The 12,035-nt window shown below is 52.4% G+C and carries 14 protein-coding genes; 12 read left to right on the forward strand and 2 right to left on the reverse strand.

Annotated elements, in window-relative coordinates:
- Positions 1-414: hypothetical protein (locus tag ADINL_RS14160; protein ID WP_152547694.1), on the reverse strand; the 414-nt coding region annotated here is incomplete at its 3' end.
- Positions 395-1,687 carry a DUF4123 domain-containing protein gene (locus tag ADINL_RS14165; protein ID WP_161667757.1) on the reverse strand — a complete coding sequence of 431 codons (1,293 nt, stop codon included), beginning with the start codon at positions 1,685-1,687 and terminating at the stop codon, positions 395-397. The genes ADINL_RS14160 and ADINL_RS14165, both read right to left, overlap by 20 nt.
- Positions 1,688-2,033: 346 nt before the next feature.
- Between ADINL_RS14165 and aspS the strand changes: the two genes are divergently transcribed.
- From aspS to pal, 12 genes are all read left to right on the forward strand, one after another.
- Positions 2,034-3,797 carry an aspartate--tRNA ligase gene (gene aspS, locus ADINL_RS14170; RefSeq protein ID WP_036549531.1) on the forward strand — a complete coding sequence of 588 codons (1,764 nt, stop codon included), beginning with the start codon at positions 2,034-2,036 and terminating at the stop codon, positions 3,795-3,797.
- Between the two features lie 85 nt (positions 3,798-3,882).
- Positions 3,883-4,620 carry a YebC/PmpR family DNA-binding transcriptional regulator gene (locus tag ADINL_RS14175; protein ID WP_036549534.1) on the forward strand — a complete coding sequence of 246 codons (738 nt, stop codon included), beginning with the start codon at positions 3,883-3,885 and terminating at the stop codon, positions 4,618-4,620.
- A 33-nt stretch (positions 4,621-4,653) separates the two neighbouring features.
- Positions 4,654-5,169, forward strand: coding sequence for a crossover junction endodeoxyribonuclease RuvC (gene ruvC / locus ADINL_RS14180; protein ID WP_036549536.1), 516 nt, complete (start codon positions 4,654-4,656; stop codon positions 5,167-5,169).
- Complete coding sequence (locus tag ADINL_RS14185; RefSeq protein WP_084154541.1) at positions 5,166-5,879, forward strand: trimeric intracellular cation channel family protein; 714 nt, start codon at positions 5,166-5,168, stop codon at positions 5,877-5,879. Before ruvC ends, ADINL_RS14185 begins: the two co-directional genes overlap by 4 nt.
- The gene (gene ruvA / locus ADINL_RS14190; protein ID WP_036549539.1) at positions 5,876-6,511 is read left to right on the forward strand and encodes a Holliday junction branch migration protein RuvA; all 636 of its coding nucleotides are present in this window, start codon (positions 5,876-5,878) and stop codon (positions 6,509-6,511) included. The genes ADINL_RS14185 and ruvA overlap by 4 nt, the downstream gene beginning before the upstream one ends.
- Before the next feature lie 12 nt (positions 6,512-6,523).
- Positions 6,524-7,537 (forward strand): Holliday junction branch migration DNA helicase RuvB, encoded by a 1,014-nt coding sequence (gene ruvB / locus ADINL_RS14195; RefSeq protein WP_036549541.1) that lies wholly within the window; start codon positions 6,524-6,526, stop codon positions 7,535-7,537.
- A gap of 105 nt (positions 7,538-7,642) precedes the next feature.
- Positions 7,643-7,921: a TraR/DksA family transcriptional regulator gene (locus ADINL_RS16100; protein WP_051632854.1), complete on the forward strand. Its 279-nt coding sequence runs from the start codon at positions 7,643-7,645 to the stop codon at positions 7,919-7,921.
- Positions 7,922-8,047: 126 nt separating this feature from the next.
- Positions 8,048-8,725, forward strand: coding sequence for a protein TolQ (gene tolQ, locus ADINL_RS14205; RefSeq protein ID WP_036549543.1), 678 nt, complete (start codon positions 8,048-8,050; stop codon positions 8,723-8,725).
- 9 nt (positions 8,726-8,734) lie between these two features.
- Positions 8,735-9,151, forward strand: a complete 417-nt coding sequence (gene tolR, locus ADINL_RS14210; RefSeq protein WP_036549545.1) for a protein TolR — start codon at positions 8,735-8,737, stop codon at positions 9,149-9,151.
- 7 nt (positions 9,152-9,158) lie between these two features.
- Entirely contained in the window at positions 9,159-10,154 is a 996-nt protein-coding gene (tolA, locus tag ADINL_RS14215) for a cell envelope integrity protein TolA (RefSeq protein WP_051632855.1), read from the forward strand.
- 5 nt (positions 10,155-10,159) lie between these two features.
- Entirely contained in the window at positions 10,160-11,455 is a 1,296-nt protein-coding gene (gene tolB, locus ADINL_RS14220) for a Tol-Pal system beta propeller repeat protein TolB (RefSeq protein ID WP_036550202.1), read from the forward strand.
- 56 nt (positions 11,456-11,511) lie between these two features.
- Entirely contained in the window at positions 11,512-12,030 is a 519-nt protein-coding gene (pal, locus tag ADINL_RS14225; RefSeq protein WP_036549548.1) for a peptidoglycan-associated lipoprotein Pal, read from the forward strand.
- Positions 12,031-12,035 lie beyond the last annotated feature (5 nt).

Raw genomic sequence — 12,035 nt, forward strand, 5'->3', positions numbered from 1 at the left:
TCCCACGGTAACATCGGCTCCAGGCCCCACAGTTACTTTCAAAACGGCGTGTTCTCTCCTATCACCAAAGGTGGATAAGTCACATCCACGCACCGAGAACTCAGCCTGCCAGGCTTGCTTTTCGACAAAGTCATACCAAAGGACTCTGTAATCCATCCGGTCAGTAAAGCGATGCGCATAGCTTGCCGGACCGTTTTCATTGCGCCCGGTGACAGATGCCCGCGCCATCACCCGACGATCATTAATGACCAGTTGTTTCACGGAGGGGGTGACGGCATGCGACTGAAACCTAAGGCTCAATGATCCGGGTCGATCCAGCAGCCATAGCCAAAGAGCCACGGCGGCTGCCAGTAATATGAGGATAATCAGGGTGGAGCCGGATAGTTGTCGGGTATTAAGTTTCATCTGACTCATCGGCATGGATTTCACCTTCTTCCTTGATGAGTTCAGTCAGTATGGACAGGGTTTCATGAGGAGGTTTTTGTAACTGACATACTTCCCATACACGGCCTTGTGCGAAGTTACGTAAAAAATTTGGGCCGAGCAGTAGCTCCCACACACACAGTTTGACCAAGTGATCTCGTCGCCAGAAGCCCAGAGAGAAAAACAATGAGCGAAGTTGATTGAGTTGTTGAGTAGCGGTCTCAATTGCAGCAGCATCTGTAATACCTGCATGTGTGAGTGCGATCTCAATAAGCTCTTGAAATTGTAAGGTACGTCGTATATCTCTCATGGCACTACGCGCGCTCTGAGTAAATAAAGGTGTGGATCTGCTGGGTTTGGTACCAGGAATGCGAGATAGCTGAACAGCTTCATCATCAAGCATTACGATGACTTGAGGTTTCAGTGAGTCTGGGAAAAAAGGGGAGATCAGAGGGTGTAGATCAACATGGTTTCCCAGCCAGAGGGATCGAGCACTGACACCTGCTTCCCAAAAGCGGAAGTAAAACCATTTGCCTTGTTCATCCTGCACACGGGTGAATTTGCGTAAGTGATGCCGAAGCGTATTAAAGTCGGCACTGGTACGAATGAATAGACCCGATACTCTATGCCATATTCCATTAACTCCCTCGGGCCCTGTAAAGAGTCGGCGCGTGAAATGATTGTCCTTTAATAACTGGACCAGATAGGGAGCATGTGTGCCTATCTCAGCTTGGGCCTCTCCCTGAAAAAGTGATTGAAAGTGCAGGTCTGAATGTTCCAGTAGTTCGGGTAGTATGTACGGAAACTTAGATGCATCCAGTACTGCGTAGGTATTTAGGCGGTCTGCTTCGATAGCTGGCTCGGGTTGACCGAAAAGCGGTTCAAGAAGTATATCCGGGACCGTTTTGGGTGGGTCAACAGCGAATTGAAAGTCTAATGGTACGACTGAACCGATTAGGTTGACGTTTAGCCAATCCTTCAGGGGAGGAGTGGCTTGTTTCAGGGGGGTAATTGGACCCATGACTACCGGATGTTGAGAAGTCAGTCCATCGGCTAAAACAGCACCCCAGTGTGTCGGGTAGCGGGCTGTCCATTTTTCCAATGGCATGACATTGTTAGCCCAGTGAAGCCAGTATCCTTCTTGTGCAAGTTCTGCGCTGACGTATTGTTCAAATTCAGTGGGATTGTTACACAGTACGGCAGCTACAAGCTCAAAAAGATCGTCTCCGCGTGAAATACGGCAGAAGCCAATAAAAGGCGTCATAGGAGAGCTGTGCGCCATTTAAGGCAGCGCTTCCCTATTTTTACATCTTGGAAATGATAAACACATGAGGTGATGGTGGGCTGATACATGTCCATATTGTGCCTTGCGTCCATTGGTAGAAAACACCAATATTCATGGTTGCACAGGTTTTTGCTGTTTGTCAATTGTCCCTTGATTGCCTCGCGTGCTTGTTGTCTTTGTATGAAAGGTTTTCAAGCTGGGTTTGGCAGATGTTAGGGGATTCGCGGCAAGATAATTGGCAATACAACGCTGTCAGCATCGCGAATATAGGGTATAATTCTGCGCCAATTTGCTTTTACCGTGACGGAAACAGGAACTATCAATCATGCGCAGCCACTATTGCGGCGATCTTCGCACAGAACACATCGGTCAGGACATTACGTTATCGGGGTGGGTACACCGCCGTCGGGATCATGGGGGCGTCATTTTCCTGGATGTCAGAGATCGTGAAGGCATTACCCAGGTGGTATTTGACCCGGATCGTGAAGCCAGTTTTGCACTGGCAGACAGCGTGCGCAATGAGTATGTGATCGAGATTCAGGGCCTGGTGCGTGCGCGTCCCGCAGGAACTGAAAATCCGGACATGGCTACGGGCGCTATCGAAGTGCTGGGCAAAGAGCTGGTCATTCTGAACAAGGCAGATACACCGCCTTTCCAGCTGGATGAGCATCAGCAGGTGGGTGAAGATGTTCGCCTGCGTAACCGTTTTATCGATTTGCGCCGTCCTGAAATTCAGCGCAAATTGCGTTTCCGTTCCAAAATTACACACTATATCCGTAACTATCTGGAAGAAAATGGCTTCCTGGATATTGAAACCCCGATCCTGACACGTGCGACGCCTGAGGGTGCACGTGACTATTTGGTACCCAGTCGTACGCATGAAGGCCATTTCTTTGCGCTGCCACAGTCTCCACAGCTGTTCAAACAGTTGTTGATGGTGTCCGGGTTTGATCGCTATTACCAGATCGCCAAATGTTTCCGTGATGAAGATCTGCGTGCGGATCGCCAGCCTGAGTTTACCCAGATTGATATTGAGACCTCCTTTATGGATGAAGAGGGGATCATGGGTATCACTGAGCAGATGATTCGTGGATTGTTTCTGGAGCAACTGAATGTGGATCTGGGCGATTTCCCGCGGATGCCGTATTCAGAAGCCATGCAGCGTTACGGTTCGGATAAGCCTGATTTGCGTATTCCGATGGAGCTGGTGGATGTTGCTGACCTGGTTGCCGAGGTCGACTTCAAGGTATTTGCAGCGCCTGCTACAGATCCGAAGGGACGTGTTGCTGCTCTGAAAGTGCCAGGTGGTGCAGAGCTGACGCGTAAGCAGATTGATGACTACACCAAGTTTGTCAGTATTTATGGTGCCAAAGGCCTGGCCTGGATCAAGGTCAATGCGCTGGAGACGGGTGCAGAAGGTTTGCAGTCACCGATTGTTAAATTCCTTGGTGAGACTGTTGCCCTGCAGATTATGGAGCGCCTGGGAGCACAGAACGGTGATCTGGTATTCTTCGGTGCTGACAAAGCCAAGATTGTGAATGAAGCCCTGGGTGCACTGCGTATCAAGGTCGGTGAAGACCTGAAAATGCATCAGTGTGAATGGGCGCCGCTGTGGGTGGTGGACTTCCCGATGTTCGAAGAGGACGGTAACGGTGGCCTGACGGCACTGCACCACCCCTTCACCTCACCCAGCTGCACGCCGGATGAGTTGATCGCTGCACCCGAAGGTAAATTGTCCCGTGCCTATGACATGGTCCTGAATGGTACTGAATTGGGTGGCGGTTCTGTCCGTATCCACGATCAGACCATGCAGCGTGCCGTATTCAAGGTGCTGGGTATCAGTGATGAAGAAGCGGAAGAGAAATTTGGCTTCCTGCTGAATGCGCTGCGTTATGGTGCGCCACCACACGGTGGTTTGGCGTTTGGTCTGGATCGCCTGGTGATGCTGATGACCGGATCTGCATCGATTCGTGAAGTGATTGCTTTCCCGAAAACACAGAGCGCAGCCTGCTTGTTGACCGATGCGCCGGGCGAGGTCAGTGCAGCTCAGCTGCGTGAGTTGAATATCAAACTGCGCAAAACTCCTTAAGAGTGATGTGACAGTCGCTCCGGTCGGAGTGATCGACGAAATACAGGGGCTTGCGAGCCCCTTCTTTGTTAATGAGGTAGTGTCTATGGCAGGTCATTCAAAGTGGGCCAATATCAAGCATCGCAAAGCGGCTCAGGACGCCAAGCGTGGCAAGATTTTTACTAAGCTGATTCGTGAGTTAACCGTTTCGGCCAAAGAGGGCGGCGGCAGTATTGAGGATAACCCCCGTCTTCGGGCTGCGGTCGATAAGGCGCTGGGCGCCAATATGAAAAAAGACACCATCGAGAAGGCGATTCAGCGCGGGGCCGGCGGTGCTGAAGGTGACAATTATGATGAGTTGACCTATGAAGGCTATGGCCCCAACGGTGTCGCTATTCTGGTGGAGTGCATGACCGATAACGTGAATCGCACCGTATCGCAGGTACGTGCAGCGTTTACCAAACACGGTGGTAATTTGGGTACCAATGGCTCGGTTTCATATCTGTTTGATAAGAAAGGCCAGATCAGCTTCGAGCCGGGGGTGGATGAAGATCAGATCATGGAAGTTGCGCTGGAGGCAGGGGCGGATGATATCGTTACGAATGATGACGGTTCGATTGATGTCTTCACCAGCATCGCTGAATTTATGGATGTTAAACAGGCATTGGTTGAGGCGGGTTTTGAGCCGGTGCACGCTGAGACGGGGATGATTCCGTCCACCACCGTAGCGCTTGATCTGGATGGTGGGCAGAAAGCGTTGAAGTTGCTGGATGCACTGGAAGATCTGGATGATACCCAGAATGTGTTTCACAATGCCGATATCCCGGAAGAGGCGATGCAATGATCCTGAACCGGTGGTTGGCTTGAGGTCGCGGGTATGATACTGCTGGGCATTGATCCCGGTTCCCGCATTACCGGATATGGTCTGATCAATAGCGTGAACGGCCATAATGAGTATGTTGCCAGTGGCTGCATCCGCATTCGCGAGGGTGAGCTGGCTGAACGCCTGCAGCAGGTGTATGCCGGCGTCAGCGAAGTGATTGAGCGCTACCTGCCCCAGGAGTTTGCGATTGAGCAGGTGTTTATGGCGCGTAATGCCGATTCTGCATTGAAACTGGGGCAGGCGCGAGGTGTGGCGATCGTGGCTGCAGCAAACCAGTCCTTGCCGGTGTATGAATATTCGGCACGCAAGGTCAAGCAGTCGGTGGTCGGATCGGGTGCTGCAGACAAGACTCAGGTGCAACAGATGGTGGCCCGTTTGCTGAAGTTGCCGGGTTTGCCTCAGGCGGATGCAGCGGATGCCCTGGCTATTGCGCTGTGTCATGCGCATGCCAGGCGCAGTCTGATCAGCCTCGCCGGACAGCATTCCGGTAAGGGAGGGCGTTGGCGATGATCGATCTGGAACTGGAGCGCTTTGTCTATTTCGCCGATCTGTTCGGGATTGCCATCTTTTCCATTACCGGTGTACTGGCGGCACGAGGCAAGCAGATCGACCTGTTTGGCGTGATGGTGCTGGCCCTGGCGACGTCTCTGGGTGGAGGTACCCTGAGGGATCTGGCACTCAATGCCCACCCCCTGATCTGGATTGCGGATCCCTTGTTGCTGTGGGCCGCTATTGGCGCCGCATTGCTGACATTCGGTTATTGTCGCTTCTGGGTGTTGCCACGACGTGCCTTGCTGGTGCTGGATGCGGCGGGTCTGGCATTGTTTGCCATCGCCGGTGCCGAAAAGGCAATGGCGTTAGGGTTCTCACCATTAATTGCTGTCATTATGGGTATCAGTACCGGCTGTGCCGGTGGTGTGATCAGGGATGTACTCACAGGTCGGATTCCGGGTATTCTGCAGCAGGATGAATTCTATGCCACCTGTGCATTGATCGGTGCCAGTTTTTATGTGCTTTTACATGGTCATCTGGATGCCAACCTGCTGGCATTATCGGCGATGACTTTGATTTTTGTAATCCGCTTGCTGGCGATATACAGCGGTTTTCGTCTGCCGGTGTTTGTGGTGGCGGGCATCGACCGCACACCGCGTCGAGTCTTGCTGGGCCGACGCAAACGCTGGACAGTACGTCATATCAAAAAGGATGATGAATCATCATGATAGGTTATTTGCGGGGCCGCTTGTTGGAAAAACATCCGCCATCATTGATGCTGGATGTCGGCGGGGTTGGGTATGAAGTGGAAGCTTCCATGAATACTTTTTACCGCTTGCCGGAGGTGGGTGAGGAAGTAGCTATCTATACCCATCTGGTGGTACGTGAAGATGCGCAGTTGCTGTATGGCTTCACCGATCGACAGGAGCGCAGTCTGTTTCGCGAACTGATCAAAACCAACGGGGTGGGACCTAAGCTGGCGTTGACCATTCTTTCCGGTACCAGTGGTGATGCTTTTATCCGGTGTGTCGAGTATGAAGATGTTGCGACCCTGGTGAAGTTGCCCGGCGTGGGTCGTAAAACGGCTGAGCGCCTGATTATCGAGATGAAGGATCGTTTGAAGTCCTTTAGCAGTCAGCCATCCGGGCTTAAGTTGATGAATGACGTACCTTTACCGTTGGCAGAATCTGCGTCTCCGGTGGTGGATGAACGGCGTGAAGCAGAAACTGCTCTGGTGGCTCTGGGTTATAAGCCTGCTCAGGCGACCCGCTCTGTGGAGCAGGCCAGTCGGACCCTGGGTGCCGAAGCGTCGGCTGAAGATCTGATTCGTCAGGCGTTGCGCGCCATGATCAGTCCATAACGGGGATAACGCATGATAGAAGCTGATCGTTTTATTACCCCGCTGGCTAGCGGTGCTGTTGAAGAAGTACAGGACCGGACGGTACGTCCTCAGACGCTGCAGGACTATGAAGGACAGCCCGTTGTACGGGAGCAGATGGAGATTTTTATCCATGCTGCACGTAAGCGTTCGGAAGCGCTGGATCATACGTTGATTTTCGGTCCACCGGGCCTGGGTAAAACCACGCTGGCCAATATTATTGCCAATGAGATGGGGAGTCAGATACGTACGACCTCCGGACCGGTATTGGAAAAAGCGGGTGATGTAGCCGCCATGCTCACCAATCTGGAGCCGGGTGATGTGCTGTTTATCGATGAAATTCACCGCTTGAGCCCCAATGTTGAGGAGATTCTTTATCCGGCGATGGAGGATTATCAGTTGGATATCATGATTGGCGAGGGCCCCGCTGCGCGCTCAATCAAGATAGATCTGCCTCCTTTCACTTTGGTAGGTGCGACAACGCGTGCCGGGTTGCTGACATCTCCTTTGCGGGATCGTTTTGGTATTGTGCAGCGTCTCGAATTCTACTCAGTGGATGATCTGACACGTATTGTCAGCCGTGCCGCACGCCTGACTGGCACGCCGATCGCTCCCGAAGGAGCACGTGAAATCGCTCGTCGGGCACGTGGTACGCCGAGGATTGCCAACCGTTTACTGCGCCGTGCGCGGGATTATGCTGAAGTTCGGGGAAATGGTGAAATTACACTGGAGCTGGCTGATCTGGCGCTGAATATGCTGAATGTGGATGAGCGCGGCTTCGATCATATGGATCGGCGTATGCTGCTGGCCATGATTGAAAAATTTGGCGGCGGACCGGTAGGCGTCGACAGCCTGGCTGCCGCCATCAGTGAAGAGCGAGATACTATAGAGGATGTACTGGAGCCCTACCTGATTCAGCAGGGTTACGTGATGCGTACACCGCGGGGACGGGTGGTCACAGATCACGCCTACCGGCACTTTGGAATTGAAAAACCTCTAGGTGAATAGGGGCTTGCATGATCCTGATCAAGGTTTGACGTCAACGCCCTGTTACTATTGTCTGAAACGCTTCGTGATTGAGTCACTATCAAGACAAGTAACAGGGTGAGATGTATGTCGGCTTTAGTTAAAGACCGCTTCCTCAGTGATTGCCGCCGTGAGTTATTGCAACTGCATGCTGTGCTGATGCAGGAGCTTGCAGAGGCGGCAGGAAAAGAGTCACAACAAGGGCATTTACTGGTTGAGCTGCGTGCCTGTGAAGAAGCGATCAAGCGTATTGATATTGGCAGTTTTGGGCGCTGTAAAATCTGTGGTGAAGCTATTGAGCTGAATCGTCTCAAGGCAGAGCCTACTACCAGTTGCTGTCTGTCCTGTAGCGCAAAACAGGGCTAGTTCATACCTTCCCCCGTTGTGTAAAAAAAACCTCATTTCTGGCCCTTTCTGGGGCTGTTCCTACTTGTATTAATTTTTGCGACTGCTATTGTGAGCGCCTGCCTTATATCAGGTTAGGAGTGAACCGTGCAAGACAAGTTATCCATCTGGTCGCTGGTTGTTGATGCCAGTTTTATCGTACAGCTCATCATGTTGGCTTTGATGATCACCTCATTTGTTTCCTGGGTGATGATCTTTCAGCGCCGCTCGGTCATTCGCTCTGCGCAGCGCTCAATGCGAGCGTTTGAAGAGCGTTTCTGGTCAGGTGCAGATCTGGGACAGCTGTATCGGGAAGTCAGTCAGCACCCTAATGAAAACTGTGGGGCAGAAAACATTTTTCGTGCAGGGTTGAAAGAGTTTACTCGTCTGACTCAGCAGGGTAAGGCTGAACCCGATGTTGTCATGAATGGCATACAGCGACGTATGCGTGTGGCAATTTCCCGTGAAGAAGAAAAGTTGCAAAAACACCTGCCTTTCCTTGCAACCGTAGGTTCTACAACACCCTACATGGGACTTTTTGGTACGGTTTGGGGAATTATGAACTCATTTCGTGGTCTTGCTACTGTACCCCATGCGACTTTACCTGTTGTGGCACCGGGTATTGCTGAGGCTCTGATTACAACAGCCCTTGGCTTGTTTGCTGCGATTCCGGCTGTAATTGCCTACAACCGCTTTGCGGCTCAGTCGGAATCACTGCTTAGCAATTATGAAACCTTTGCGGATGAGTTTTCCAGCATACTCTACCGTCGCCTGCATGCGCTTTGAGGTCTGACGATGGAATGGCGTACACGGAAAAAGCGTAACCTAAACGCCGAAATCAATGTGGTACCCTACATTGAGGTGATGGTGGTGTTATTGGTAATTTTTATGCTGACAACGCCGATGCTGACTCAGGGGGTGGACGTGGATCTACCTCAGGCGACGGCTGATCCTGTTGAAACGGACGATCAGGAACCGTTGATTGTAACGGTCGATCGGGACGGTAACTACTACATCAATGTCGGTGGCTCTGATTCAGAAGCAGTGGATGGTGAAGTGGTCAGTCAGCGTATCAGCAGTGTGCTGAGTGAAAATCCGAATAAACTCCTGCTTGTCAGGGGGGATAAAAATGTGACCTATGACCGGGTTGTGCAGCTGATGGTGCTTTTGCAGCAGGCGGGCGCACCCAGTGTGGGTCTGGTCACTGAGTAGGTCCGGCGTGGATAATTATCGCAGTTATGTATCGCCAGTTGTGCTGGCGACACTGGTGCATCTGGCAATGTTGGCGCTAATTGCAGGCCAGTGGTTTGATTTTTCTGAGCCCCCACGCCCGCAGCCTCGTCATGTTCAGGCGCGTATGATAGATCTCAGTAGTCTGCAACCGGATCAGGCTGCAGCGCAGCAGGCAGCTGAGCAGGCAAGGGCGCAAGAGCAGGCTCGTCAGGCCGAACAGCAACGTCAGGAGGAGCAGCAGCGTCAGGCTGAGCAGCAACGCCAGGCCGAGCAGCAACGTCAGGAAGAGCAGCAACGCCAAGCCGAGCAGCAGCGTCAGGCAGAGCAGCAGCGACAGGAACAGCAACGGCGAGAGCAGGAAGCGGAACAGCGTCGTCAGCAAGAGTTAACGGCTCAGCGGGAAGCTGAATCACGTTTGCGTGCTGAGCAGGAGCGACAGCAGCAAGAGGCTGCCGAACAGCAGCGCCGTGCGGAAGAGCAACGGCGGGCGGAGGAGCAAAGGCGCGCTGAAGAGCAGCGGCGAGCCGAAGAGCAGCGCAGGGCGGAGGAACAGCGTCGACAGGAAACTGAACGTCGTGCACAGGAAGAGCGGCGACGTCAGGAAGAGGCTGCCAGAGCAGCAGAAGAAGCTCGGCAGCGCGAGGCCGAGGCTGCACGCGCTGCAGCCCAGGCCGCAGCGGATGCAGTGGTGGGTGATATAGGATCTTACATCCAGGCCATGCTGGAGCGTAACTGGAATATACCGGCAACAGCCCGTCAGGGGATGTATGCCACGGTAGAGATTCATCTGACACCGACAGGCGATATTGTTGATGTGCGTATTTTACGCAGCAGTGGCGATATGGCATTTGATCGGTCAGTCGAGCAGGCAGTGCGCCGTACTGAGCGTTTGCCCAGGGTGGCGGAGGTGGATCCTATGTTATTTGAACGTCGCCTGAGACGTATTCAGATAAACTTCAGACCTGAAGGGTTAAGATGGTAATGCAAATGTTAAAACGATTTATCTGTGCATTGATTGTGTTTTTTAGCTCGGGTTTGATGGCGCAGCAATTGGTCGTGGAAGTGACCCAGGGGGTCGACAGTCCTGTTCCAGTTGCAGTTGCACCTTTCAGCTGGGCGGGTGAATCAGCTCTGGCTGAAGATGTTGCTGCGATTGTCAGCCAGAACCTGGGGCGGAGCGGTTTTTTCCGCTCTATGAATCGCCAGAATATGTTGAGCTTTCCGGATCGTGAAGAGCAGGTGTTTTTCCGTGACTGGCGGATGATGAACCAGGATTACCTGGTTATTGGGCGTATACAGCCGCACTCCGGAGATGAGGTTAAAATTACCTTTGAACTCTATGATGTGTTGAAGGAGCAACGCTTGCTGACTCGTGAAGTGTCTGCCGGACGAAACAATCTGCGTGATGCCGCGCACTTTATTTCGGATGTGGTGTTTGAGGAGCTGACTGGTATTAAAGGTGCTTTTTCCACGCGTATTGTGTACGTGACATCTGATAGTCGGGATGCCCAGAATCGTCGTTATCGTCTGCATATGGCTGACTGGGATGGCGAACGGTCGCGCACTGTACTGGAATCAAATGAACCGATTCTGTCACCTGCCTGGTCATTTGATGGCTCGAAACTGGCATATGTATCATTTGAAACCACTCGACCCGTGATTTACATTCAGCATTTGGCTACCGGGCAGCGTGAGCAGATTCAGTCTTTCCCTGGACTGAATGGCGCTCCTGCCTGGTCTCCTGATGGTAACAAGCTGGCCATGGTGCTGTCGAAAGATGGTAACCCGGAAATTTATGTGCTGGATCTGCGCACGCGTGCACTTGATCGGATGACACAAAATTCAGCCATTGATACTGAGCCATTCTGGTCCCCGGATGGCCGTTCCTTATTCTTCACCTCTGACCGCGGAGGCTCTCCACAGATCTACCGGATGGATCTGGCCTCGCGAGCAGTGGAACGTGTGACATACGAAGGCAGTTACAATGCCCGCGGACGTCTCACGCAGGATGGGCGTTTTCTGACCATGGTTCACCGTGGCAGTTCACGTCGTTTCCAGATAGCTGTTCAGGATCTCAAGAGCGGACGTCTGGATATTTTAACCAACAGCGATTACGATGAGTCTCCGAGCATCGCACCTAACGGTAGCATTGTGATGTACGCTACGCAGGACAATGGACGCGGCATTTTGGCTGCGGTTTCACTGGATGGGCGTATCCGATTCAATATGCCTATTCCGCAAGGGGATGTCCGTGAACCGGCGTGGTCGCCATTTTTGAAATAAATTGTATCAACCTTTTATTGATTTGCTGATGTGAGTGTCAGCAACAGGAGAAAAAAATGCGTTCTGTTCATTTGACTAAAGCGCTGACGCTGGCTGCTGTAATGGCGATTGCTGCGGGTTGTAGTTCTACTGGTAGCCGTAGTGATTCCGGTGCTGTAAGTGGTACAGGCGGAGACACCAGTGCATACGGTGTTGGCACCGGTACAGGTGTGACTCCAGGCAGCTGGGAAGAAGTTGCAACCCTGAAAAATGTATTCTACTTCGAGTTCGACCGTGCGGTTGTTCGTCCAGAGTTCTTTGCTGATCTGGAAGGTCATGCACGTTACCTGGCAGGTAATCCATCTGCACGTGTTCGTCTGGATGGTCATACCGACGAGCGTGGTACTCGCGAGTACAACATGGCTCTGGGTGAGCGTCGTGCACAGGCTGTAGAACGTCTGTTGCTGGTTAACGGTGCGAATGCAAGCCAGATCGAAACTGTCAGCTATGGCGAAGAGCGTCCTGCAGTTGCCGGTAACCATGAAGGTGCCTGGTCGCAGAACCGTCGTGTTGAGCTGAGATACCTGAGCCGCTGATAAAC

The organism is Nitrincola lacisaponensis, assembly GCF_000691225.1.
Classification (GTDB): Bacteria; Pseudomonadota; Gammaproteobacteria; order Pseudomonadales; family Balneatricaceae; genus Nitrincola; species Nitrincola lacisaponensis.